The following is a 24,735-nucleotide window of genomic DNA, read 5'->3' on the forward strand; positions in this document are numbered from 1 at the left end:
GGCGCGGTGCTGGTCAAGTGGATTCGCTGCACCGTCGTGGACCGTCGTGGGTTCGAGCGGGGGCAGCGGAAGTGGGCGGGGCTGCTGGGTGAGCCGGGATTCCGGGGACAGGGTGGCGGGTGGAGCAAGGGGCGGCCGCATGTCGCGCATGTTTTTACCTTCTGGGAGAGCCGGGCGTTCTACGACTCCTTCATGGCGCGCTCCCATGACCGGCTGGCGTCCGGACAGACGGGCACGTACAAGGACATACAGGCCAAGCTCTTCGACTATCGCTTCGATGTGAAGACCGGGTTCGAGCCGCGGTTCACGGACGCCGATGTCGTACGGGTCGCGCACTGCCGCGTGCGCGAGGACCGGGTCGAGCACTACGCGCTGATGCAGGAGAAGGTGTGGAACCCGGCGATGGCCGGGTCGCCGGGAATGGTGCGCGGCTTGTTCGGGGAGGCGCCGGGGAGCGAGTTCCTGGTCATGTCGATGTGGCAGTCGGCGGCGGAGCACGGCAAGTACCGCAGAGAGCGGGTCGAGCGGCTCCTGCTGCGTGCGCAGACCGAGGCGGATGTCTCGGCGCTCGCCGGTGATGTGGTGCAGCTCGAACCGTCCTGGACGGTATGAAGCCTGCCGCTCGGCCGTCTTCACCGGACCGGTACGCCGGTCGGACCCGTCCCGGCTGCTCGGCCGAGTCCGGACCGATCTACTGTCGTGACATGGCCCGACCGCAACGCATCGTTCTCGTCCGGCACGGTGAGTCGGAGGGGAACGCCGATGACACTGTGTACGAGCGCGAGCCCGACCATGCGCTGCGGCTCACCCCGACCGGCTGGACGCAGGCCGAGGAGACGGGCGCACGGCTTCGTGAGCTGCTCGGACGCGAGCGCGTCAGCGTCTATGTCTCGCCCTACCGCCGTACCCATGAGACCTTCCGCGCCTTCGCCCTCGACCCCGAGCTGGTACGGGTCAGGGAGGAGCCGCGGCTGCGCGAGCAGGACTGGGGGAACTGGCAGGACCGGGAGGACGTCCGGCTGCAGAAGGCCTATCGCGACGCCTATGGCCACTTCTTCTACCGCTTCGCCCAGGGGGAGTCGGGAGCGGATGTGTACGACCGGGTCGGGGCCTTCCTGGAGAGTCTGTACCGGAGCTTCGAGTCGCCGGATCATCCGCCGAACGTGCTCCTGGTGACGCACGGACTGACCATGCGGCTGTTCTGCATGCGCTGGTTCCACTGGTCGGTCGCGGAATTCGAATCCCTTTCCAACCCGGGCAACGGCGAGAGCCGGATTCTGCAGCTCGGCAAGGACGGCCGCTACACCCTTGACCGGCCGTTTGAACGGTGGCGCACACCTGAGCCTTATGGCGTCACCGGATAGAGTGGCAGGAAGATGACCGCTGATTCCTCTCGCGACAGGCGCTTCGAACGCGCCCTGGACAGCCTGCGCGGACTGTCCGTGGGAGACGCCCTGGGCTCCCAGTTCTTCGTTCCTTCGAACTATCCATCACTGAAACGGCGTGCCCTGCCGCCGGGCCCCTGGCAGTGGACCGACGACACCGAGATGGCCTGCTCCGTGCTGTCCGTGCTCGCGGCCCATGACCGGGTGGACCAGGACGCACTCGCCCGGTCCTTCGCCGAGCACCACGACTTCGACCGAGGCTATGGCCCTGCCGTCAACCGTATGCTGCGGCTGATCAGAGAGGGCGGCGACTGGCGTGAACTCGCCGCCGCGCTCTTCCAGGGCCAGGGGTCGTGGGGCAACGGTTCCGCGATGCGCATTGCGCCGCTCGGTGCCTGGTACGCCGACGACCCCGAGCAGGCCACCCACCAGGCCGAGATCTCCTCGTACACCACGCACCAGCACCGGGAGGCCGTGGTCGGGGCGATGGCCGTGGCGGCCGCCGCCGCGCTGGCCGCGGATCCGGCCGGGCCTCCGGGGGCCGAGGACCTGCTCGACGGCGTCATCGCGCTCGTACCGCGCAGCGCGGTGGGAGCCGGACTCCGCCGGGCGCGGGACATGCTCGACTACGACGACGCGGGGACGGTCGCGGCGGTCCTCGGCAGCGGTCGGCGCACCAGTGCGCATGACACCGTTCCGTTCGCGCTGTGGTCCGCGGCCCGCTCGCTCGGCGACTTCGAGCGGGTGTTCTGGACGACCGCCCAAGTGGGCGGAGATGTCGACACGACCTGCGCCATCGCCTGCGGAGTGGTGGCCGCGGGCAAGTCGGGACAGCCGCCGGCTGCCTGGCTGGAGCAGACCGAGCGGCTTCCGCAGTGGGTGCCGCAGCAGACGCCATGAGTGACTGCCGTCAGGCTGCCGAATGACCCGGCTCACCTGAGGTACGGGCCGTACCCCCATGTACGGCCCGTACCCCGGCTCTGCGAGGCGGCACCTATGCCGTGTGGCCGCCGCCCGCACCCGCCGCCCCGCTGAGCGCTTCCAGGTCGCTCTTGCGTACCCGGATGACGAACACCGCAGTCAGCACCGCGAGTCCGACCAGTCCGACTCCTGCCCAGAACGCCGTCGCGATGCCTTCCGCGAGCACCTGGTGCCCCCACGGCGGCGGCAGCTCGTGCGTCTTGGCGAAAGCTTCCTTTTGGGCCGCTGTCGCATCCGCGAGGAAGAGCGGGATCTGACGATCCGCCTCCTCGCGGCTGGCGGTGCTGAAGACGGTCATGAGAATCGACAGTCCCAGGGAACCACCCACCATCTGCGTGGCGTTGAGCAGACTGGAGGCCGCACCCGACTCGTGCTGAGCGACGCCGGAGACCGCCGTGAGCGTCGCTGTCACGAAGACCAGACCCATACCGAATCCGAAGAGCAGCATCGGCCCGAGTACCCCGCCCAGATATGAGCTGCCCGGGTCGAGCACTGTCAGCCACGCCATGCCGCTTCCGGTGAGCACCGCCCCCGCGGCCAGGAAGGGCTTGGGCCCGAGCACCGGCAGCAGCTTGGACGAGATACCGGCGGCGGTCACGATCATCACCGTGACCGGCAGGAACGCCAGACCGGAGGTGATCGGGCTGTAGTCCAGCACGTTCTGCACGAACAGGACGATGAAGAAGAACATGCCGAACATCGCCGCGGCGAGGCTCATCATGATCAGATACGTGCCTGAACGGTTGCGGTCGGCGAACATCCGCAGCGGAGTGATCGGGTCCTTCGCCCGCCGCTCGATCAGTACGAACGCCGTGAGCAGCACGACCGCCGCCCCGAACGCGCCGAGGGTGAGCCGGTCGCTCCAGCCGTCCTCGGCAGCCCGGACAAAGCCGTAGACGAGTGATGCCATTCCCGCGGTCGAGGTGAGGGCGCCCGCGATGTCGAACCGGCCGGAGTGCCTTTCGGACTCGTTGATGAACATCGGTGCCAGGACGGCTATCAGGATGCCGATCGGCAGGTTGACGTAGAACACCCAGCGCCAGTTCAGCCACTCGGTGAGCATGCCGCCTGCGAGCAGGCCGATGGCCGCGCCACTGGCCGAGACCGCCGCGAAGATGCCGAACGCGCGGTTGCGCTCGGGGCCTTCGCGGAAGGTCGTGGTGATGAGCGCGAGCGCCGTGGGTGAGGCGATGGCGCCGCCTACCCCCTGGAGCGCGCGGGCCGCGAGCATCTGCCAGGGCTCCTGCGCCACACCGCACAGCAGCGAGGCGAAGGTGAAGAGCAGCACGCCGAAGACGAACACCCGCCGCCGGCCGAGAATGTCGCCCGCCCGGCCCCCGAGGAGCAGCAGTCCGCCGAAGGTGAGGGTGTAGGCATTGACCACCCAGGAGAGCTGGGTCGTGGTGAACTCGAGCGCCCCTTGGATGTGCGGGAGGGCGATATTCACAATCGTCGTGTCGAGGACCACCATGAGCTGCAGGGCCGCGATAACGGCGAGGGCGATCCCGGGGCGTCCCTGTCTGCGGGCGGCTCCCGGCTTGGCTGGAGAAGTCAACTGAGAGGTTGTCACTATGGTCCCCCACAAGTGAGTTAGTGAACGTAGCCGTTCACTGTCGCGTATACCGTAGAGAATCCCCTTCAGTGAACGCAAGCGTTCACTGAACTCCTGTCCCCAACGGAGAGATGAAGATGGGCAATTCGCGCTGCACCGGCGCCACCGAGGCATCCCCGGTCTCGCTGCGCCGCCGAGGACCCGTGCTGGAACGCGCGATCCTCGAGGCCGCTCTGGAACAGCTGAGTACCGTCGGCTGGAGCGGGCTCACCATGGAAGGCGTCGCCGCAGGCGCCCAGACGGGCAAGGCGGCCGTCTACCGGCGCTGGCCGTCGAAGGAGGACCTTGTCGCAGACGCCCTGCAGGCAGGACTGCCGACTCTGGACGAGGCCGCCGATCACGGCAGCATCCGCGAGGACCTCTTCCAGCTCTGTCGGCGGGTGCGCGACGCGATGTACTCCAGGTCGGGCTTCGCCCTGCGTTCTGTGCTTCACGAATGCGACAGCTCCACGGCGGAGCGCTTCCACGCAGTGATCGTGCGCCAGCTCGTCGAACCGTCCAACCAGCTGTTCCGCAAGGTGGTGCACCGCGGGGTCGCGCGGGGCGACGTACGTGCCGATGCCATCGGTGACCTGGTCTTCGACGTGATTCCGGGCCTGATGATGTACCGCTCGAAGGTGTGCGGCAGCGAATGGCCCGACGAAGACATCTCCAAGATGATCGATCAGGTGATGGTGCCGTTGCTGCGTCCTCACAACGGCTGATCGCCGAGGCGGAACCGGTGCGCGCGGTGACGCGGAGGGGGTGACTGCAGTCACGCGGAGGCGGCAGGTGCAATCCGGTTGTCGCGGGTGGGGTGCGGCGGCGTAACCTTGCTGGCGCCATGCCGTACGAACCACCCACCCACACAGTCGAGCGCTCGATCAGAGCCACCACCGGCGCCAAGATCGTCGCTGGTGTCGACGAGGTCGGACGCGGGGCGTGGGCCGGTCCCGTCACGGTGTGCGCCGCGATCACCGGACTACGCCGACCCCCCGTAGGTCTCACCGATTCCAAGCTGATCAGCCCGAAGCGCCGTACGGAGCTGGCCGGGTTGCTGGAGCAGTGGGTCACAGCGCACGCCCTGGGACACGCCTCGCCGGAGGAGATCGACGAACTGGGGATGACCGCGGCGCTGAGGCTGGCAGCCGTCCGTGCGCTGGACGCACTCCCGGTCCGGCCGGACGCCGTCATCCTCGACGGCAAGCACGACTACCTCGGCTCGCCATGGAAGGTCCGTACGGTCATCAAGGGGGACCAGTCCTGCGTAGCGGTCGCCGCTGCCTCCGTGATCGCCAAAGTGCACAGGGACGCGATGATGGCCGAACTGCGCGGCGAGTTCGCCGATTTCGGCTTCGACGCCAACGCCGGCTACCCCTCACCCGTGCACAAGGCTGCCCTCGCGGTGCGGGGGCCCACGCCCTACCACCGGCTTTCGTGGGCCTATCTCGACGCGCTGCCCCAGTGGCGGCACCTCAAGAAGGTGCGGCTCTCCGCCGAGGCGGCCGAACTGGAAAGCGGGGGCCAGCTCGGCTTCGAATTCTGAACCGGCCCTGCCGTCAGGGCAGTCGCACCCATGTGCCCACCCGCCGATGCCTTCCGCGTCGGCATTTGATAGACATCCACTCATGCCTCTCATCCCCGAGGAGCCTCAGATTCACGAGAGTGCCCAGGGTCCCCGCGCTACTCCGGCCGCAGGCCGCACCGCGCCGACCCCCCGTCCCGTACCCGGTCCGCGTTCCGCGGCCTCGCCGCGTCCCGGACACCCGGGCCCCGGTCCGGCCAGGCCCGCCCCGCCGCGTACGCATACCGCCGCCACCTCCGCCGGGAAGCCCCAGGCTCCCCGGCCGACCAAGCCGTCAGTTCCTCAGATCCAGCTGATCCCCGCCCCGGCCGACGGCGCGCTCGACGCCGCCGACGAGGCCGTCGACCTGCTGCTCGACTCCGGTCGCGCCCCGGCCGACGTCCTGGTGCTCACCACCGGTGAACAGCACCCGTGGGCGGCGCACGAACTGTCCTTCGGCGAGACCGCCTACTGGGCCCAGCACGATGCCCGTGACGACGTCTTCTACGCGGATGCCGCTGCGGTGGACCGGGCCTCGGCCCGTCCCGTAGTGGTGGTCGCGATCAACGGAGGAGCCGACGACGATGCCGCCCGCGCACTGCCCGCGGCCCTGGCGAAGGCGACCGCTCTGCTGATCGTGTGCGGCGACCCCCAGCGCATCAACACCGCGCTGGGGACGGGCATCTGAGCCGTACGGTCTCCATGGACCGCGGGGTGTTCACGGGCCGCAAGGCCCGCTGAGACCGCGCGGTCTTCGGCGATCGCACGGTCGTGGCGGATCACTCGGCCTGTGCCGAGCGGCCGGTCGGTCGGCCGGCCGCCCACAAGACGGGCAACCGAAAGTGGCACCACCGGCTCCCCTTCGGCGGCCGGGTGGTCCGTCAGCGGGCGGCTGTGCGGCGCAGGGCCTCGGCCGCGCCGCTCGCGGTACGCAGCGGCAGCAGTTCGGCGTCGGCCCCGGCGTCGGAGAGATCGCCCGGCGACGACAGGGAACTGGGCCGCCGACCGCCCCTGCCCTCACCGAGCACCTGCCAGCCGCCGCGCGTCAGCGTGATGTACGCCCCGCAGCGCAGCCCATGCAGCGTGCACGCGTCCCGCAGCCCCCACATCCACGCCCCGTCCTCCTCCGTCCAGCGCTCGTCGCCCTCGCGGCAGTAGAGCAGTACGGCGGTGCGCACCGGCGTGCGCCGACGCAGATCGTGCGGGATGACCCGGCGCAGATGGGCCAGCAGTACGTTGCGGAACTCCCAGCCGTCCACGGGGGCGGTGCGCCGGGCGAACGACGCGCTGGCGGCGATCCGTTCCTCGTGGTCGAGCACGGCGACAACCGCGGTCGCCGGCCTCGGCCGGTGCCGGGTGTGCAGCCCGCTGACCACCTCGCGGGGGTTGCGCAGCAGGGGTATCCCCGCTGCCGCCCACTCGGCCGGTTCGAGCATCCTGGCCAGGCGGCTGGCGGAATTCGCCGACGTGCTGAACGAAGTGGCTGCGGACGGAGCGAATCCGAAGGTCACGTTCCTCCCTTCGCATACGCGCCCACAGTGCGGGCGGGGACGGGTGCGGGCGCACCGCGGCACAGCCCTTCAGGGCCGCGAACGGGCCCGCGGGGAGCGCTCCAATTCTTGCTGGCGCGTGGTCATGCGGCAACGAGCAATTTGGCGTCACCGGCGGGAATCGGCGGGTATGAGGCTCATATTCCTTCACTGATCCTGCCCATCCGGAGCCTCTCTGACCCTTCTTGTCACGCCTGAACGGCAAGGACCAGGGGAAACACCCCCTTCGCGCCGGAGCGGCGCAGCAACCGCGCCGTCACGGCGAGGGTCCAGCCGCTGTCCGAAAGATCGTCGATCAGGAGGACAGGTCCGTCGGCTTCGGCCAGCGCCTCTGCCAATCGGGGCGGTACGGCGAACGCCTCGTGCAGGCCGCGCACTCGCTGGGCGCTGTTGGTGCGTGAGATCCGGGCGTCCACTGCTTCCGGCGCGTACTCGACCGTCCCCAGTAGCGGCATCCGGCCCACTTCGGCGATCCGGGCGCCGAGGGAACCGACCAGCTGGGGCCTGCTGCGCGAGGCGACAGTGACGACGCCCACCGGCCGCGCCGGTGCGTCCGCTGCGCCGGATGCCCATCCGCCGGGGCCCTTGGCCCAGTCGGCGAGCACGGTCACCACGGCCGTGACGACATCGTCCGGAACCGGTCCGTCCGGGGCCTGTGGCGCGAACATCGGCCGGAGCCGGTTGCCCCAGCCGATGTCGGAGAGCCGCCCCAGCGCCCGGCCCGTGAAGGACTGCTCCGTTTCGGGGATACGGCCCTTCAGGCTGATGCCCACCGCCGCGAGCCCGGTCGGCCACATCTTGCGGGGCTCCACGTCCACGCCCGGCCTGCCCAGCTCCCCGCGCGCGGTGTCCAGGGCCGCTTCGGTGACCTTGTCGCTGAAGCGGGCACCCGAGCAGTTGTCGCAGCGTCCGCAGGGCACCGCTTCCTCGTCGTCCAGCTGCCGCCGCAAGAACTCCATACGGCAGCCCGTTGACCGTGCGTAGTCGCGCATCGCCTGCTGCTCGGACTCGCGCTGCCGGGCGACCCACGCATAGCGCTCGGAGTCGTACGCCCAAGGACGGCCGGTGGTGGTCCAGCCGCCCTTCACCCGGCGCACCGCGCCGTCCACGTCGAGGACCTTGAGCATGGTCTCAAGTCGCGTACGCCGCAGCTCGACCAGCGGCTCCAGCGCGGGCAGGGACAGTGGCCTGCCGGCCTCGGCAAGCACGCCGAGGGTACGTCGCACCAGCTCCTCGGGCGGAAAGGCCACCGAGGCGAAGTACTGCCAGATCGCCTCGTCCTCCCGGCCCGGCAGCAGAAGCACCTCCGCGTGCTTCACACCGCGGCCCGCGCGGCCCACCTGCTGGTAGTACGCGATGGGTGAGGAGGGCGAACCTAGGTGCACGACGAATCCGAGATCGGGCTTGTCGAAGCCCATGCCCAGGGCGGACGTGGCGACCAGGGCCTTGACGCGGTTGGCCAGCAGATCCTCCTCGGCCTGCTGGCGGTCGGCGTTCTCCGTGCGGCCGGTGTACGAGGCCACCGTGTGACCGCACTGCCGCAGATACGCCGTGACCTCCTCGGCCGCCGCGACCGTGAGCGTGTAGATGATTCCCGAACCAGGCAGCTCACCGAGGTGATCGGCCAGCCAGGCCAGGCGGGTCGCGGCATCGGGGAGCTGGAGCACACTCAGGCTGAGACTCTCCCGGTCCAGCGCGCCGCGCAGCACGAGGGCGTCGGTGCCCGCCCCGGTGCCCAATTGCTCGGCGACGTCCGCGGTCACGCGCGCATTGGCGGTGGCGGTGGTGGCGAGCACGGGGACCCCGGCCGGCAGATCCGCGAGGATGGTGCGCAGGCGCCGGTAGTCGGGCCGGAAGTCATGGCCCCAGTCGGAGATGCAGTGCGCCTCGTCCACGACCAGGAGCCCGGTCGCGGCTGCGAGCTTGGGTAGCACCTGATCCCGGAAATCGGGGTTGTTGAGCCGCTCGGGACTGACCAGCAGCACATCCACCTCTCCTGCGGCCACCTCGTCCTGGACCGTGTCCCACTCCTCGGTATTGGAGGAGTTGATGGTCCGGGCGCGGATACCGGCTCGCGCCGCCGCCTCGACCTGGTTGCGCATGAGCGCGAGCAGGGGGGAGACGATCACGGTCGGGCCGCTGCCGCGCTCGCGCAGCAGCGAGGTCGCGACGAAATACACCGCGGACTTGCCCCAGCCCGTCCGCTGCACGACCAGAGCCCGGCGCTTGTAGGCGACGAGCGCCTCGATCGCCCGCCACTGGTCCTCACGCAGCCGGGCGGTGCCCGTGGTGTCCGAGACGAGGCGGGCGAGTACGGAGTCGGCTGAGGCGCGGAGGTTCGCGAGGTCGAGGTCTGCGTTGGTCATGCCCCCATGCAACCTGATGGCACCGACAAAGCGCGAACGAAGCTGTCGGCCTGTGGATAACGTTATCCACAGGGGTCGCGGGGGTCGGGGCCGCCGCGGGACCGTCGTGCCATGAACAAGCACCACGAAACCACCGGTCCCGCCGACGAGCAGCAGATCACCCTGCGCGGGCCCGCCGAACTGGCCGACGCTCTGCCGTACATGATGGGGTTCCATCCGAACGATTCGATCGTGCTCGTCGCCCTGCACGGCAACCGCGGCCGCTTCGGCGGTCGGCTGAGGCTCGGCATTCCGAGCTCGCCTCGCGAGTGGTCGCCCGTGGCGGAGCAACTCGCGGAATGTCTGATCGAGGGCAGTGAGCGCCGTGGCTCCCGGCCCGACGGCATTGTCGTCTTCCTCTGCCAGGACCCGGCCGAGGGCGAGACGAGCCGCCGGGTGATGGAGCGGCTGCGCCCGCTCGCGCAAAGACTGAGGACCGCCTGCGGCACCCTCGAGGTGCCGGTCTACGAGGCTCTCTGCATCTCCGACGGCCGATTCTGGTCCTACTGCTGCCCCGACGCCCGTTGCTGTCCACCCGAAGGCAGCGCCCTTGCGCTGCCCGGCACTTCGGTCATGGCGGCGGCGGCCGCCTACGCGGGGATCCAAGTGCGTGGATCCCTGCGGGAGATGGAGGGACGGCTCGCGCCCCTGACCACTCCCCCCGCTGCCGACCAGGAGAAAGCACTGGACACCGCGGGCGCCACGCTGGTGCCGAGGATCCTGGACGAAAAGGGGCGTGAGCAGGTCGCTGCCGAGACCCTCGCGCTGGCCCGACGGCTGATCAAGCGCATCGAGGAATCACCGCGATCCGGTGGCTGGGCCGAGACGGACGTCGCGGACGACCGGCTCATCACTCACGACGAAGCCGCTGCCGTGATCCTCGGCATCCAGGACCGGGACACCCGGGACCGTGCCGCGGCATGGATGGAGGGGCCCGACGCTCCTCCGGCGCTGCGCCTGTGGCGGGCGCTCGCCCGCCGTTGTGTCGGGCCCTACTTCGAGCATGCCGCCGCACCGCTCACCCTGGCCGGATGGGTCGCCTGGTCCACCGGCGACGAACCCGCAGCGAGGGTCGCCCTCGGACGGGCGCTGCGGGTCGACCCGGACTACCTCTTCGCCCGCCTGCTGCATGAGGCCTGCAACCAGGGCCTGGATCCTGAAACGGTGCGCAGCTGTCTGCGCGCGGCCGGCAGCTCCCGAGCGCTCTCGGGCAACGGCGGGCCGGACGAGGCAGCGCGAGGGGATGGCGTGCCAGATGACGACGGGCGAGGTGACGACGGGCGACGGAAGGCCAGGTCCCGCCCGCGGCCACGGAGGCTTCGGCCACCCCTGGGCAAGAAGGCTCTTCCGCCTGCGGGACCACGCCCCGCGAAGTCGGCGTCGGCCGACCGGGCCCGGGGGAGCAGGCGCAGCGGGGAGCGCGGCACGAGGAGCGGGAGGTGAGGGCCATGACCTGGTCGCCCGGCCCCGGGGTGGTGGAGGAGGCCGCCGACGGCTTCCAGTTGGGGGGTCAGGCGTGCGGGTGAGTGAGGCGGGGGAGTGGATGAAGAAACAGTCGCCGCACGTGGCGAAGGGAGTGTTTATCGTCAGGCAGACGACTATGATCACGGCATGTCTCCCTACGACCCGTCGGCCTATCCCCCCTTTGCTGTCACCGTCGACCTGGTCGTGCTCACCGTGCGTCGTCATGCGCTCTGCGCGCTGGTGGTACGCCGCGGAGAGCCGCCGTTCCAGGGTCGGTGGGCGCTGCCCGGCGGCTTCGTCAGGGGCGACGAGGATCTGGCGGCGGCCGCGGCGCGTGAGCTCGCCGAGGAGACCGGACTGTGCGCGCACGACCCCGCTTCCCCGGCACCCGGGAACGGCGCACATCTCGAGCAGCTGGCCACCTACGGAGATCCCAAGCGTGACCCCCGCATGCGCGTTGTCAGCGTGGCCCATCTGGTGCTCGCGCCCGACCTTCCCGCGCCCCGCGCGGGCGGTGACGCCAACAGCGCGCGCTGGGCCCCGGTCGAGGATCTCCTGGGCCAGGAGAACGGGTTCGGACGCGAGGACGATCAGGCCGCGTCGCTCGCCTTCGACCATGCGCGGATTCTGGCGGACGGGGTGGAGCGGGCCCGTTCCAAGATCGAGTACTCCTCGCTCGCCACCGCGTTCTGCCCGCCGGAGTTCACGGTCGGCGAGCTGCGACGGGTGTACGAGGCGGTGTGGGGCGTCGCGCTCGACCCCCGGAACTTCCACCGCAAGGTGACCGGCACTCCGGGCTTCTTGGTGCCCGCGGGAGGGACCACCACCCGTCAGGGCGGCCGTCCGGCGCAGCTGTTCAGGGCGGGCGGCGCCACCGTGCTGAACCCCCCGATGCTGCGTCCGGAAGTCTGACACCCGGGCCTGGCCATTGCACTAAAAGTCCTAAATGTCGCGTTATCTTGCTGCGGTACCCGACCTGCCGCCGAGCGGTCTCAACTTCCGCGAGAGAAGCGATGCTCCAGGCCATCGGACTGACCAGCGCCCACCGCCGAGCCCAGCCGCCCGCCGTCGACGATGTCACGTTCGAGGCCCGGCAGGGCCTCGTTACTGCCCTCCTCGGCGCGGCCGGCTCCGGCAAGACGACGGCTCTGCGTCTGATGCTCCAACTCGAGGCCGGCCGGGGCGTCACGTACTTCCGGGGGAACCCCCTCCACCGCATCGCGCACCCGGCCCGTGAGGTCGGTGTGCTCCTCGGCGACGTACCCGGTCATCCGGCGCGGACGGCTCGGGGGCAGCTCCGTATGCTCTGCGCCGCCGCCGGAGTTCCTGCTTCCCGCGCCGACGAAATGCTGGAGGCCGTCGGTCTGGCGGGCCTCGGCGGTGAGCGTCTCGGCACGCTCTCGCTCGGCATGGACCGCAGGCTCGGGCTGGCCTCCGCCCTGCTCGGGGATCCGCAGACGCTGATCCTCGACGAGCCCACGAAGGGGCTCTCGCCCCGGGAGAACAGCTGGATGTACGGACTGCTGCGCGCTCACGCCGCCCATGGCGGCACCGTCCTGTGCACCACCAGTGACCCCAAGGAAGCCGCCCGCCTCGCCGACCGGGTCGTCAGCCTCGACGCGGGCCGCCTCGTGGCCGACCAGGACGCGGCCGCCTTCTCCCGCACCAGACTTCGCCCCCGCGTCGCCGTCCGTACCCCGCAAGCCGCCCGCCTGGCCGCCGTCGTGGCCCGCGAGGCGCGCGCCGACCAGCGCTCCGTCGAGGTCGTCACCGAGAGCGGCAGCCTGCTGTCCGTCTACGGCAGCAACTGCGCCGAGATCGGCGAAACGGCCTTCCGGCACGGCGTACTCGTCCACCGGCTGTCCGACGAGGTGGGAGACGCAGGACCCGAACCTGACCCCGCTCCTGGCTCCGAGCCGACCCCCGCGCCCGCGGGCGCCCCCGCAGCGGCCGTCCAACCGCCACCCGCACCCGCCACCCAAGAGGGGTCCCCGCCCGCCGAGCAGGCCCCGCACCCGCCGAATCCCCCACAAGCCTCACGTCCCCCCGTGCCCCCTCAGTCGTTCCCCCTGCCGCGCCCCGTCCGCAGCCCCCTCAGGCCCCTGCGCTACGAACTCCGCCGCCTCCTCGGTGTCCGTACGGCCCTGTTCGTTCTGGGTGCCGTCCTCGTCTCCTCAGCCGCGCTGTGCGTCCTGCTCGGCCGTACCGGCGGAACCCCGCTCCCGGCCCTGCTCACCGCCTGGCCCGAGTTCTTTCCGCTGCCGCCCGCCGCCTTCGGTGCCGGACTGCTCGGGGCACTCGCCTTCGGCGAGGAGTTCCGCTACCCCGCCCTCGCCGCCGCCCGCGGCACCGTGCCGCGCCGCCTCGGCCTTCTCCTTGCCAAGCTCGCGGTGACCGCGGCGGCCGCCCTGCTGATCGCGCTCCTCGTGGCAGTGGCCGACTTCCAGACGCTCCGCCTCGCGTACGGAAGCGATGAGGTCCCCGTACCGAAGAACTGGCCCGCCCTGATGACCAGTTGGAGCGCTCTCGCGGTCGGATGTGCCTGGGCCGGGCTGCTGGGTGCAGGAGTGTTCAGGGTGACCGCCGCTGGAGTGGCCGCCGTGCTCGCCGTACCGGTCCTCATCGCCCCTCTCGTGCAAAAGGCGCTGATCGCTCCGTCCGTCCGTTCGATCGCCGGGCTTCCCGGCAGGCTGCGTGAACTGACCTGGGTGTGGCTGCCGCAGCAGGCCGACGACTGGCTGATGGCGGGGGTGCATCTGCTGGCCCAACCCGTCGGCGCGGCGCTGATGTTGTCGTTGTCGGCCTTGATCTGTGCATATCTGTTCACGGGCCTTCGCCGTAGCGCCCGTTGGTGATCATGATCGACCGGGACTCGGCGATCTGTTCACAACTCCCTTGAGAGCGCCCGTTTCCTTCCGATAAGGCGTCAATTGCGAGGCCAGCGCCGATCACCCTTTCGTGTGCTTTTCACCAAAGACCTCAAGGGCCGCCGGAGCCACGCCGACAAAGGATGCGTGAGTACCCTTGCGCACACCATGATGACCGCCGCCCGCCCCGCCGAGTCCGGCCTCGCCGGCCCGGGCGAACTCGACCGATACCCCTACGCGGAGGCGCACGGCGCCGACCGCGTCGGCCCACCCTCCTGGGAAGGCGCGGACGCCGAGTTGGGCCGGGTCGGCCGCCGCGCGGCAGGCAGCCGGGGCCGCGGACTGCACGGCCAACTCGTCCAGCAGCTCGGCCAGATGATCGTCTCGGGGGACCTGGGCGCCGATCGCCCGCTCGTCCCGGAGGAGATCGGCCAGCGCTTCGAGGTCTCCCGCACCGTCGTGCGGGAGTCGCTGCGCGTCCTCGAGGCCAAGGGCCTGGTCAGCGCCCGCCCCAATGTCGGCACCCGGGTCCGTCCGGTCAGCGACTGGAACCTGCTGGACCCCGACATCATCGAGTGGCGCGCGTTCGGCCCGCAGCGTGACGACCAGCGCCGGGAGCTGAGCGAGCTGCGCTGGACCATCGAGCCGCTCGCCGCCCGCCTCGCCGCGGGGCACGGCCGTGAGGACGTCCAGCAGCGGCTCGCCGACATGGTCGAGATCATGAACCATGCCCTCACTCAGGGTGACGGAATCACCTTCTCCCGGGCGGACGCCGAGTTCCACTCCCTCCTCATCCAGCTCGCGGGCAACCGGATGCTGGAGCACCTCTCCGGGATCGTCTCCGCGGCCCTCCAGGTCTCCGGCGGCCCGGTCACTGGCTGTGACCGCGCTACCGAGGCTTCTCTGGCCCATCACGCGCGGATCGCCGACGCACTCGCGACCGGCGACGCGCACGCCGCGGAATCGGCCATGCGCCAACTGCTCACCGTTCACCCGGAAGTGGAGCGAGTCGTCCCCGCGCCGCGCGAGCACTGAGCGCGGCAGCGGGACGCGGTCAGGAAGTACGGAGGCGTACGCATCGTGTGTCGCCGGATTCCACGGGATCCGGCGACACGATTGTGTAGTGAATGCCCCCATTTGACCGCTTCGTCTTAAATGAGGTGTGACTCGGGCCACGTGGATTGGGCGTAACACTCCTCGAAACAGTGCGATGACCTAAGAGGTGACAGCCGAAGAGGGAATACAGCCGCCATTCAGGGCGCTGTGCAATTCCGAGGCTCAGCCCCGCGCCACCGGCACATCCGCAGCCTGGTGGTCGTCGGCTCCGGCCCGATCATGGGCGGGGCCGGAAGCCGTTTCCATCGTTCCGAGAGGTTGTTCGTGTCGGCCAGCACATCCCGTACGCTCCCGCCGGAGATCGCCGAGTCCGAGTCTGTGATGGCGCTCATCGAGCGGGGAAAGGCTGATGGGCAGATCGCCGGCGATGACGTGCGTCGGGCCTTCGAGGCTGACCAAATTCCGCCAACCCAGTGGAAGAATGTTCTGCGCAGCCTCAACCAGATCCTCGAGGAAGAGGGTGTGACGCTGATGGTCAGTGCCGCGGAGTCGCCGAAGCGCGCCCGCAAGAGCGTCGCAGCTAAGAGCCCGGCAAAGCGCACCGCCACCAAGACCGTCGCGGCCAAGACCGCCACGGCCAAGACCGTCGCGGCAACCGCGGCGCCGACGGCCGAGACCGTCGACGTCCAGGCCGACGAAGAGGTCACGGCAACCGCGCCTGCCAAGAAGGCGGCCGCCAAGAAGACAGCGGCCAAGAAGACGGTGGCCAAGAAGACCGCCGCCAAGAAGACCGTGGCCAAGAAGACCACGGGCAAGAAGGACACCGACGAGGCCACCGAGGGCGAAGAGCTGCTCGATGAGGTCCAGCCCGGTGGCAAGGGCGAAGAGGAAGAGGCCGAGGGCGAGAGCAAGGGCTTCGTCCTCTCCGACGACGACGAGGACGACGCGCCCGCCCAGCAGGTCGCCGTCGCCGGTGCCACCGCCGACCCGGTCAAGGACTACCTCAAGCAGATCGGCAAGGTTCCCCTCCTCAACGCCGAGCAGGAGGTCGAGCTCGCCAAGCGCATCGAGGCCGGTCTGTTCGCCGAGGACAAGCTGGCGAACTCCGACAAGCTTGCGCCGAAGCTGAAGCGCGAGCTGGAGATCATCGCCGAGGACGGCCGCCGCGCCAAGAACCACCTGCTGGAGGCCAACCTCCGCCTGGTCGTCTCGCTGGCCAAGCGCTACACCGGCCGCGGCATGCTCTTCCTGGACCTGATCCAGGAGGGCAACCTCGGTCTGATCCGCGCGGTCGAGAAGTTCGACTACACCAAGGGCTACAAGTTCTCCACGTATGCCACCTGGTGGATCCGTCAGGCGATCACCCGCGCCATGGCCGACCAGGCCCGCACCATCCGTATCCCGGTGCACATGGTCGAGGTCATCAACAAGCTCGCGCGCGTGCAGCGCCAGATGCTCCAGGACCTGGGCCGCGAGCCCACCCCGGAGGAGCTGGCCAAGGAACTCGACATGACCCCCGAGAAGGTCATCGAGGTCCAGAAGTACGGCCGCGAGCCGATTTCGCTGCACACCCCCCTCGGCGAGGACGGCGACAGCGAGTTCGGTGACCTGATCGAGGACTCCGAGGCGGTCGTGCCGGCCGACGCGGTCAGCTTCACGCTTCTGCAGGAGCAGCTGCACTCGGTGCTCGACACCCTGTCCGAGCGTGAGGCGGGCGTTGTTTCCATGCGCTTCGGTCTCACCGACGGCCAGCCGAAGACCCTGGACGAGATCGGCAAGGTCTACGGCGTGACGCGTGAGCGCATCCGTCAGATCGAGTCCAAGACCATGTCGAAGCTGCGCCACCCGTCGCGTTCGCAGGTGCTGCGCGACTACCTCGACTAGGTCGCGGTGGTACGCAACCGGTCGTAGAAGTACGCCGAAGGGCCCGGATCCCGTCAGGGGACCGGGCCCTTCGCCATGTCGCGGGTGCGGGCGAGTGTGAGGTGGCTGACTCTGGGTGGAATTACTTCAACGCAGAGTCAGGAGGCCGTATGCGTCGTTCCCTCGCCCGAGCCCTGACCGGGGCGCTGTCGCTTGTTACCGCGGCGGCTGTGGCGCCCCTGGTATCGCCCGTCCCCGCCGGCGCCGACAGCGTGGTCGTCGGCGGCGATCCGGTCACCACAATCGAGGCCCCCTGGGTCGTCGCACTCGCCAGCCGTGACCGGTTCGGGGGAACACGCGCGGGTCAATTCTGCGGCGGCGTGGTGGTGGCGCCGACGAAGGTGATGACCGCCGCCCACTGTCTGAGCCGGACCGTGCTCGGCCAGGACGTGACGGAGGTGCGGGATCTGCGGGTCATCTCCGGGCGCTCCGAGCTGACGGGCGTCGAAGGCCGGGAGATCGCGGTGAGCGACAGCTGGGTCGCGCCGCAGTACAACCCGCTGACCAACAGTTCGGACATGGCGCTGGTGACGCTGGCCGAGGCGCTGCCCGCATCGCAGGTGATCCGCCTGGCGGGGGCCGGTGATCCGGCGTACGAGCCGGGCACGAGCGCCACCGTCTACGGCTGGGGCGATACCAGAGGCGACGGCAGCTACTCCTCCTCGCTCCGGGCCGCGCAGGTGAGCGTGCTCCCGGACCAGACGTGCGGACAGGCCTATCCGGGCGGGCTGGGCGGGCGCTACGTGGCTGCCACCATGCTGTGCGCAGGAGACACCAGCGGCGGCCGGGACGCCTGTCAGGGGGACAGCGGAGGGCCGCTGGTGGCACGCGGGATGCTCATCGGCCTGGTCTCCTGGGGGAGCGGCTGCGGGTTGGCGGGCAGCCCCGGGGTGTACACGCGGATCTCGGCGGTGGCATTGCCGTCGGACTGAGGCCGGCACGGCATCGGGCCGCTGTCGCGGTCACGGTATGAGAGCGGGCGGCCGCCCCTGGTATTCAGGGGCGGCCGCCCGTTGGCCGGTCCGGGACCGGCCTTGGCTCGTCGTGGGATGCGAGGTGTCAGTGTTCCTCTTCACCGGCGGCGGCCGGGACGGCCGTGAGTCGGTCGGTCTCATCCTGTATTTCCGCGGCGATCTTCTTGAGTTCCGGCTCGAACTTGCGCCCGTGGTGGGCACAGAAGAGCAGCTCACCGCCGCTGGTCAGGACGACGCGCAGGTACGCCTGGGCGCCGCAGCGGTCGCAGCGGTCTGCGGCCGTCAGGGGGCTCGCGGGGGTCAGAACAGTAGTCACGTCGCCTCTTCTCTAGCTCGACGAGCTGTCGTACCAGGGTCAACATCCAACCAGGCCGAAAACGTTCCCGCTCGTGGCTTTTCCTCGAAACTTCTTGTCAAGGTGGCTGTCTGCTGCCGGTTGGCGGCGAATGAGCCGTATTGCTTCGCTCTACGGATTTCGCGTTGCTTGTCTCGTTTGGCCCTCCCGGCTGGGTTGCCGGTTGTTCATGAGGACGTGCCCGGAGCCTAAATGGTTCATGCCTGGAAGGGAACGTGATGTGCACGTCACTCCATCGAGGGATCGAACACCTATACGAGACTGGACTAGCATGAGAAATCACGAGGGTGGCGTTACATCGGCTCTACCAGGCCTCGGTACGCTCTGACCGGCGACCGACGCCGGGCCTTTACCCCACCGGGCCACATCTCAAATTCAGCGAGGAGCGAACCGCGTGACCGCCGAAACGTCCGTGCCGTCCAGTGCGGTACTGACCGCAGACCGTGACGGGTCCAATTACACCGCGCGGCACCTGCTCGTACTCGAGGGGCTCGAGGCGGTCCGCAAGCGCCCCGGAATGTACATCGGGTCCACCGACAGCCGCGGCCTGATGCACTGCCTCTGGGAAATCATCGACAATTCCGTCGACGAGGCCCTGGGGGGCCACTGCGACCACATCGACGTGATCCTCCACGAGGACGGATCCGTCGAGGTCAAGGACAACGGCCGGGGCATCCCCATCGACAAGGAGCCCAAGACCGGCCTCTCCGGCGTCGAGGTCGTGATGACCAAGCTGCACGCCGGAGGGAAGTTCGGCGGTGGTTCGTACGCGGCGTCCGGCGGTCTGCACGGCGTGGGCGCGTCCGTCGTCAACGCCCTCTCGGCACGCCTGGACGTCGAGGTCGACCGCAACAGCGCGACGCACATGATCAGCTTCCGGCGCGGGGTCCCGGGCATCTTCACCGAATCGGGCCCGGACGCTCCCTTCGACCCGGCGAACGGCCTGCTCAAGGGCAAGCGCGTGCCCAAGACCCGTACCGGCACGCGCGTGCGGTACTGGGCGGACCGGCAGATCTTCCTGAAGGACGCCAAGCTCTCTCTGGAGCACCTCCACCAGCGCGCCCGCCAGACCGCCTTCCTGGTGCCCGGCCTGACCATCGTCGTCCGTGACGAGCGGGACCTGGAAGGAGAGGGCAAGAGCGAGGAGACCTTCCGCTTCGACGGCGGCATCAGCGAGTTCTGCGAGTACCTCGCCCAGGACAAGGCCGTCTGCGACGTGCTGCGGCTCACCGGACAGGGCACGTTCAAGGAGACCGTGCCGGTCCTCGACGACCGCGGCCATATGACCCCCACTGAGGTCACCCGGGAGCTCGCCGTCGACATCGCCCTGCGCTGGGGCACGGGCTACGACACCGCCGTGAAGTCGTTCGTCAACATCATCGCCACCCCCAAGGGCGGCACCCATGTGACCGGCTTCGAGCGCTCCGTCACCAAGACGATGAACGAGGTACTGCGCTCCGCCAAGCTGCTGCGCGTCGCCGAGGACGACATCGTCAAGGACGACGCCTTGGAGGGCCTCACCGCCGTGGTCACGGTCCGGCTGGCCGAGCCGCAGTTCGAGGGCCAGACCAAGGAAGTCCTCGGCACCTCGGCGGCCAACAGGATCGTGGCCAATGTCGTCGCCAAGGAACTCAAGGCCTTCCTGACCTCCACCAAGCGGGACGCCAAGGCGCAGGCCCGCGCGGTGCTGGAGAAGGCCGTCGCCGCGGCCCGCACCCGCATCGCCGCCCGCCAGCACAAGGAGGCGCAGCGCCGGAAGACGGCGCTGGAGACCTCCTCGCTGCCCGCCAAGCTCGCCGACTGCCGCAGCGACGACGTGGAGCGCAGTGAGCTCTTTATCGTCGAGGGAGACTCCGCGCTCGGCACCGCCAAGCTCGCCCGGAACAGCGAGTTCCAGGCGCTGCTCCCGATCCGCGGCAAGATCCTCAACGTACAGAAGTCGTCCGTCTCGGACATGCTCAAGAACGCCGAGTGCGGCGCGATCATCCAGGTCATAGGAGCGGGATCGGGCCGGACCTTCGACATCGACGCCGCGCGCTACGGCAAGATCGTCCTGCTTGTCGACGCCGATGTCGACGGCGCCCATATCCGCTGTCTGCTGCTCACGCTCTTCCAGCGCTATATGCGGCCGATGGTGGAGGCGGGCCGGGTCTTCGCCGCGGTGCCGCCGCTGCACCGTATCGAGCTGGTCCAGCCCAAGAAGGGCCAGGACAAGTACGTGTACACGTACTCGGACAGCGAACTGCGCCAGACCCTGCTGGAGTTCCAGCGCAAGGGGGTCCGCTTCAAGGACTCCATCCAGCGATACAAGGGCCTCGGCGAGATGGATGCCGACCAGCTCGCGGAGACCACCATGGATCCGCGTCACCGCACCCTGCGCCGGATCAACATCGGCGACCTGGAGTCCTCCGAGCAGGTCTTCGACCTGCTCATGGGCAATGAGGTCGCGCCCCGCAAGGAGTTCATCACCAGCTCCGCGGCGACGCTGGACCGCTCGAGGATCGACGCCTGACGACGGCCCGCCCACCCAGGGGTGGAGCCCGAGGCTCCACCCCTGAGCCGATCCCGGGTCCGGCTCTTCCTTCGTAGCATCGGGGCGACGGAGGAGGATCTGACGTGCGCAGCAGCAAGTTGACCGTGTGGCCGACGCGGGAAGCACTGTCCCGTCTCGGCGTACCGCGCGTCCGTATCGCCCTCGACATCGCGGTGCTGGCCGGTCTTGCGGCATGGGCCGTGTACAGCGCGTACGACTCGGAGGTCTTCCACGGCCCGGGCGCGGTGCTCCCGCCGCTGGGTCTGCTCTGCTGCGCAGCGGCGGTCTTCGGCTTTCACCGGACGACCCTCGCCAACCGGCTGGGACCCTCGCTCGGACTGGTCGCCGCCCTCGCGGCCGTCGGAGCGGCGGCGTACATCGCCGGGGCCGCGGTTCCCGCGATGGTGCTGTGGATCTCGGCATCCGTCATGTCGATGGAGCGTCTCCCGCTCTTCGCCGGCCTGGGTACCGCAGCAGTGATGTCGATCGGCTTCACGCTGGCCGACGACAGTGAGCTCGGGGCCTACTTCACGATCGCAGCGGTGCTGCTCGGCGGGTACTCACTGCGGCTCGATGCCCAGGCGCGGGGTGCCGGATTCCGGCTGCTCGCCCAGGAACGGGCTGCTCGCGAGGCCGAGGCCACGTCCGTCGCCCTCGCCGAACGGGCCCGTATCGCACGGGAGATCCACGACGTCCTCGCGCACAGCCTCTCCGCGCAGCTCGTTCATCTGGAAGCGGCCCGGATCCAGGTCGAGCGCGGACCGGAGGGGCCGTTCCGGGAACAGATCCTGGAACGGGTGGTGGCGGCCCGGGTGATGGCCCGCGAGGGACTCGCCGAGACCCGGCAGGCGCTTTCGGCGCTGCGCGGCGAGATGGCTCCAGTAGAGGACTATCTGCGCGAGCTCGCTGTCGCGGACGGAGCGGATACCGAGGTGACGGGGGAGCGGCGACAGCTGACGGCCGAGGCCTCGCAGGCGGTACGGCGCGTGGCCCAGGAGGCCCTGACGAACGCGCGCAAGCACGCGCCCGGCGCGAAGGTGCGCATACGGCTCGCCTACGAGAAGGATGAAGTGGCCCTGGAAGTACGGGACTCGGGCGCCGGTGCGCACGGCGGTGAGCTCGGGGTCTCCGGCTCCGGGTACGGTCTGCTGGGGATGCGCGAACGGGCCGAACTGCTCGGCGGCACCCTGGAGGCAGGACCCGAGGGAGAGGGCTTCGTAGTGCGGCTGCGGGTGCCGGCATGACAACGCAGGACGCCAGAGTGATCGTCGTCGACGACCAGGCCGTGGTGCGCGAGGGCATTGTGATGCTCCTGGGGCTGCTGCCCGGCATCGAGGTCGTCGGCTCTGCCAAGGACGGCGAGGAGGCGGTCGCCCTCGTCGCCGAACTGGCCCCCGATGTCGCCCTGATGGACCTGCGGATGCCCCGCTGCGACGGCGTCGAGGCGACCCGCCGCATCCGCAGTGAACACCCGGGCACCCAGATCGTCGTGCTCACCACCTATGCCGACGACGACTCGCTTTTCCCCGCGCTGCGGGCGGGAGCGCGCGGCTATCTCACCAAGGACGCCGACGGCGACGAGATCGTACGGGCCATTCAGGACGTCATGGCGGGTCGCGCCGGGCTCTCGGCGGTCGTCCAGCAGCGGCTGCTCGAGCAGGTCACGTCCGCGCCCGAACCGACCGGGCGGAGGCTGCCCGACGGGCTGACCGCGCGCGAGGGCGAGGTGCTGACCCTGATCGCGGAGGGCCTCACCAACGCCGACATCGCGCGCAGGCTGCACATTTCCACGGCCACCGTGAAGACTCATATCAACAATCTCTTCTCGAAAACCGGTATCCACGACCGCGCTCAGGCTGTGCGGTACGCCTATCGGGCAGGCCTTGCGCGGCCACCTGGGTCGAGCATCACCTGATGGGGTGAAGACCGGCGGGAGAAGAGTCCGGGATCTTCCCGCTCTGTCCATCCTTGTGCACGCGGCCGAAACGGTTCGCTGACCAAGGGGAGCTGATCGGTGGAGAAACCTGAAGGGCGGGACGCTGCGGAGGTACGGCTCGACGACCCGTGGTACGACGCCCTGGCCTCCGGCTGGGGGGAGTTGGACGGCACGGGCGCCCCCGCGCCCGTCGCGGCGCCGGGACCCGCGGTCCCGGAGCGTGGACCGAGCGCCGCCGCCGACATCTATCTGGAAGTGCAGCGGAGCGCCGCCTTCCAGGAAGTGCGCAGCCGTTATCGCAGGTTCGCCGTCCCTGCGGTCCTCGCCTTTCTCGCCTGGTACTTGGCGTACGTCGTCGCAGCGACCACCGCACCGGAGCTGATGGCAAGGCCGGTGGCGGGTGCGGTGAATGTGGCGATGGTCGCCGGGCTCGGGCAGTTCCTCACCACCTTCCTGCTGACCTGGGCGTACGCACGGCATGCCCGCCTGCACCGGGACCGGGCGGCGCTCGATCTGCGCTGGGACACACAGGAGTTGACACGGGGGGTCGTGCGGTGAGCGGCCACCACCAGACCCTGGCGCTGCTGCTGTTCAGCGCCTTCATCGCGGTCACGCTCGGCATCACTACCTGGGTGAGCCGCAACAGGCGTGGTTCGGCGGAGGAGTTCTACGCGGGCGGGCGGCTGTTCTCGCCCCTGGAGAACGGCTTCGCCATTGCGGGCGACTACATGTCCGCCGCCTCCTTCCTCGGGATCTCCGGGCTCATCGCGCTCTACGGCTACGACGGAATGCTCTACTCCGTCGGCTTCCTGGTCGCCTGGCTGGTCGTGCTTCTGCTGGTGGCGGAACTCGTCCGCAACTGCGGCCGGTTCACGCTCGCGGACGTCGTCGCATCCAGGATGAGCGAGCGCCCCGTGCGCATCGCGGCGGGAACTTCTTCGGTCACCGTGTCCGTTCTCTATCTGGTGGCGCAGATGGTGGGGGCCGGCAGCCTCGTCGCGCTGCTGCTTGGCGGTACGAGCGAAGCCGCGCGCTCGTGGACCGTCATCGGCGTGGGTGCACTGATGGTCATCTATGTGTCGTTGGGAGGGATGCGAGCCACCACCTGGATCCAGATCGTGAAGGCCGTGCTGCTGATGGCGGGCGCGATCGCGATGACCGTCCTCGTCCTCGCGCGCTTCCACGGCGACTTCAACCAGCTGCTCAACTCCGCGGCCGAACGAAGCGGCCACGGCAGGGACTTCCTCGCACCCGGCCTCAGGTACGGCGGAGACTGGACCGCACGCCTCGACTTCGTCAGCCTCGGCCTGGCGCTCGTCCTGGGCACGGCGGGTCTGCCGCACATCCTGTCGCGCTTCTACACCGTGCCGACCGCGCGGGCCGCCCGCCGCTCGGTCGTCTGGTCGATCGGTCTCATCGGCAGCTTCTATCTGATGACGATCGTGCTCGGCTTCGGCGCGGCCGCCGTGCTCGGCTCCGACGAGGTACGGAAGTCGAACGCCGCCGGGAACACCGCGGTCCCGCTGCTGGCGCTGGACCTCGGCGGAGGCGCGGGATCCACCGGCGGAACCGTTCTCTTCGCGGTGGTCGCCGCCGTGGCCTTCGCGACCATCCTCGCCGTCGTCGCCGGGATCACGCTGGCCTCATCGGCTTCCGTCGCGCACGACCTGTACGCCTCGCTCAAGCGCCGCCGTGCCAAACAGCACAGCGAGGTTGCCGTCGCGCGGGTCGCGGCCGCGGGGATCGGCGTGGCCGCGATCGCGCTCGGCCTGCTCGCCCGCGACCTGAATGTCGCGTTCCTGGTGGGCCTGGCCTTCGCGGTCGCCGCCTCGGCCAATCTGCCGGTCCTGCTCTACTCGCTGTTCTGGCGGAACTTCACCACGCGCGGGGCGGTCTGGGCGGTGTACGGAGGGCTGGTTCCTGCCGTGCTGCTCGTGGTGCTCTCACCGGTCGTCTCGGGCAGCCCGCAAGCGCTGTTCCCGGGGGTGGACTTCCACGTCTTCCCACTGCAGAACCCGGGCCTGGTCTCCATTCCGCTGGGCTTCCTGGCGGGCTGGATCGGTACGGTCACATCGACGGAGCCGCCGGATGAGGCGAAGCACGCGGAGACGGAGGTACGGGCGCTGACGGGCGCGGGAGCGGTGTGAGTCC

The 24,735-nt window shown here is 69.7% G+C and carries 21 protein-coding genes; 17 read left to right on the top strand and 4 right to left on the bottom strand.

The window, feature by feature from the left end; genetic code table 11:
• The first annotated feature begins 6 nt into the window (after window positions 1–6).
• The 3 genes from OG741_RS29335 to OG741_RS29345 all read left to right on the top strand — a co-directional run bounded on the left by OG741_RS29335 (window position 7) and on the right by OG741_RS29345 (window position 2,285).
• Window positions 7–612, top strand: a complete 606-nt coding sequence (locus tag OG741_RS29335; protein WP_266489158.1) for a YdbC family protein — start codon at window positions 7–9, stop codon at window positions 610–612.
• A 92-nt stretch (window positions 613–704) separates the two neighbouring features.
• Window positions 705–1,364 carry a histidine phosphatase family protein gene (locus OG741_RS29340; protein WP_405602846.1) on the top strand — a complete coding sequence of 220 codons (660 nt, stop codon included), beginning with the start codon at window positions 705–707 and terminating at the stop codon, window positions 1,362–1,364.
• A 12-nt stretch (window positions 1,365–1,376) separates the two neighbouring features.
• Entirely contained in the window at window positions 1,377–2,285 is a 909-nt protein-coding gene (locus OG741_RS29345) for an ADP-ribosylglycohydrolase family protein (protein WP_405602848.1), read from the top strand.
• A gap of 94 nt (window positions 2,286–2,379) precedes the next feature.
• On the opposite strand, the gene OG741_RS29350 is transcribed toward OG741_RS29345, so the two are convergent.
• Window positions 2,380–3,936 (bottom strand): MFS transporter, encoded by a 1,557-nt coding sequence (locus tag OG741_RS29350; protein WP_405602850.1) that lies wholly within the window; start codon window positions 3,934–3,936, stop codon window positions 2,380–2,382.
• A 119-nt stretch (window positions 3,937–4,055) separates the two neighbouring features.
• Between OG741_RS29350 and OG741_RS29355 the strand changes: the two genes are divergently transcribed.
• The 3 genes from OG741_RS29355 (at window position 4,056) to OG741_RS29365 (ending at window position 6,209) form a co-directional block, all read left to right on the top strand.
• Complete coding sequence (locus tag OG741_RS29355) at window positions 4,056–4,682, top strand: TetR/AcrR family transcriptional regulator (RefSeq protein ID WP_405602852.1); 627 nt, start codon at window positions 4,056–4,058, stop codon at window positions 4,680–4,682.
• Window positions 4,683–4,801: 119 nt separating this feature from the next.
• On the top strand, window positions 4,802–5,503 hold the full coding sequence (locus tag OG741_RS29360; RefSeq protein WP_405602855.1) for a ribonuclease HII: 702 nt from the start codon (window positions 4,802–4,804) through the stop codon (window positions 5,501–5,503).
• An 82-nt stretch (window positions 5,504–5,585) separates the two neighbouring features.
• Window positions 5,586–6,209 carry a hypothetical protein gene (locus OG741_RS29365; RefSeq protein ID WP_405602858.1) on the top strand — a complete coding sequence of 208 codons (624 nt, stop codon included), beginning with the start codon at window positions 5,586–5,588 and terminating at the stop codon, window positions 6,207–6,209.
• A 193-nt stretch (window positions 6,210–6,402) separates the two neighbouring features.
• On the opposite strand, the gene OG741_RS29370 is transcribed toward OG741_RS29365, so the two are convergent.
• Both OG741_RS29370 and OG741_RS29375 read right to left on the bottom strand, forming a co-directional pair.
• Window positions 6,403–7,032 carry a hypothetical protein gene (locus OG741_RS29370; protein WP_405602860.1) on the bottom strand — a complete coding sequence of 210 codons (630 nt, stop codon included), beginning with the start codon at window positions 7,030–7,032 and terminating at the stop codon, window positions 6,403–6,405.
• A 227-nt stretch (window positions 7,033–7,259) separates the two neighbouring features.
• A complete protein-coding gene (locus tag OG741_RS29375; protein ID WP_405602862.1) occupies window positions 7,260–9,437 on the bottom strand; it encodes a RecQ family ATP-dependent DNA helicase in 2,178 nt (725 codons plus the stop codon).
• Window positions 9,438–9,548: 111 nt separating this feature from the next.
• On the opposite strand from OG741_RS29375, the gene OG741_RS29380 reads away from it, so the two are divergent.
• The 6 genes from OG741_RS29380 (at window position 9,549) to OG741_RS29405 (ending at window position 17,718) form a co-directional block, all read left to right on the top strand.
• A complete protein-coding gene (locus OG741_RS29380) occupies window positions 9,549–10,919 on the top strand; it encodes a DUF4192 domain-containing protein (protein WP_405602864.1) in 1,371 nt (456 codons plus the stop codon).
• Between the two features lie 168 nt (window positions 10,920–11,087).
• Window positions 11,088–11,852 carry an NUDIX domain-containing protein gene (locus OG741_RS29385; RefSeq protein ID WP_389370040.1) on the top strand — a complete coding sequence of 255 codons (765 nt, stop codon included), beginning with the start codon at window positions 11,088–11,090 and terminating at the stop codon, window positions 11,850–11,852.
• Between the two features lie 101 nt (window positions 11,853–11,953).
• A complete protein-coding gene (locus OG741_RS29390) occupies window positions 11,954–13,795 on the top strand; it encodes an ATP-binding cassette domain-containing protein (protein WP_405602868.1) in 1,842 nt (613 codons plus the stop codon).
• Window positions 13,796–13,954: 159 nt separating this feature from the next.
• Window positions 13,955–14,842, top strand: coding sequence for a FadR/GntR family transcriptional regulator (locus OG741_RS29395; protein ID WP_266489188.1), 888 nt, complete (start codon window positions 13,955–13,957; stop codon window positions 14,840–14,842).
• Between the two features lie 345 nt (window positions 14,843–15,187).
• A complete protein-coding gene (locus OG741_RS29400) occupies window positions 15,188–16,747 on the top strand; it encodes an RNA polymerase sigma factor (RefSeq protein ID WP_266489189.1) in 1,560 nt (519 codons plus the stop codon).
• A gap of 149 nt (window positions 16,748–16,896) precedes the next feature.
• Window positions 16,897–17,718, top strand: coding sequence for a S1 family peptidase (locus tag OG741_RS29405; protein WP_405602870.1), 822 nt, complete (start codon window positions 16,897–16,899; stop codon window positions 17,716–17,718).
• A gap of 127 nt (window positions 17,719–17,845) precedes the next feature.
• On the opposite strand, the gene OG741_RS29410 is transcribed toward OG741_RS29405, so the two are convergent.
• Window positions 17,846–18,076 (bottom strand): hypothetical protein, encoded by a 231-nt coding sequence (locus OG741_RS29410; RefSeq protein ID WP_142213264.1) that lies wholly within the window; start codon window positions 18,074–18,076, stop codon window positions 17,846–17,848.
• 433 nt (window positions 18,077–18,509) lie between these two features.
• On the opposite strand from OG741_RS29410, the gene OG741_RS29415 reads away from it, so the two are divergent.
• From OG741_RS29415 to OG741_RS29435, 5 genes are all read left to right on the top strand, one after another.
• Window positions 18,510–20,627: a type IIA DNA topoisomerase subunit B gene (locus tag OG741_RS29415; RefSeq protein WP_405602872.1), complete on the top strand. Its 2,118-nt coding sequence runs from the start codon at window positions 18,510–18,512 to the stop codon at window positions 20,625–20,627.
• Between the two features lie 104 nt (window positions 20,628–20,731).
• Window positions 20,732–21,892, top strand: coding sequence for a sensor histidine kinase (locus OG741_RS29420; RefSeq protein WP_405602874.1), 1,161 nt, complete (start codon window positions 20,732–20,734; stop codon window positions 21,890–21,892).
• Window positions 21,889–22,563: a response regulator gene (locus OG741_RS29425; protein ID WP_405602877.1), complete on the top strand. Its 675-nt coding sequence runs from the start codon at window positions 21,889–21,891 to the stop codon at window positions 22,561–22,563. The genes OG741_RS29420 and OG741_RS29425 overlap by 4 nt, the downstream gene beginning before the upstream one ends.
• A gap of 99 nt (window positions 22,564–22,662) precedes the next feature.
• On the top strand, window positions 22,663–23,142 hold the full coding sequence (locus OG741_RS29430) for a DUF485 domain-containing protein (protein ID WP_405602879.1): 480 nt from the start codon (window positions 22,663–22,665) through the stop codon (window positions 23,140–23,142).
• Window positions 23,139–24,731, top strand: coding sequence for a cation acetate symporter (locus OG741_RS29435; RefSeq protein ID WP_405602882.1), 1,593 nt, complete (start codon window positions 23,139–23,141; stop codon window positions 24,729–24,731). Before OG741_RS29430 ends, OG741_RS29435 begins: the two co-directional genes overlap by 4 nt.
• Window positions 24,732–24,735: the final 4 nt, after the last annotated feature.

Source organism: Streptomyces sp. NBC_01410 (assembly GCF_045040195.1).
In the GTDB taxonomy this organism is placed as follows: Bacteria; Actinomycetota; Actinomycetes; order Streptomycetales; family Streptomycetaceae; genus Streptomyces.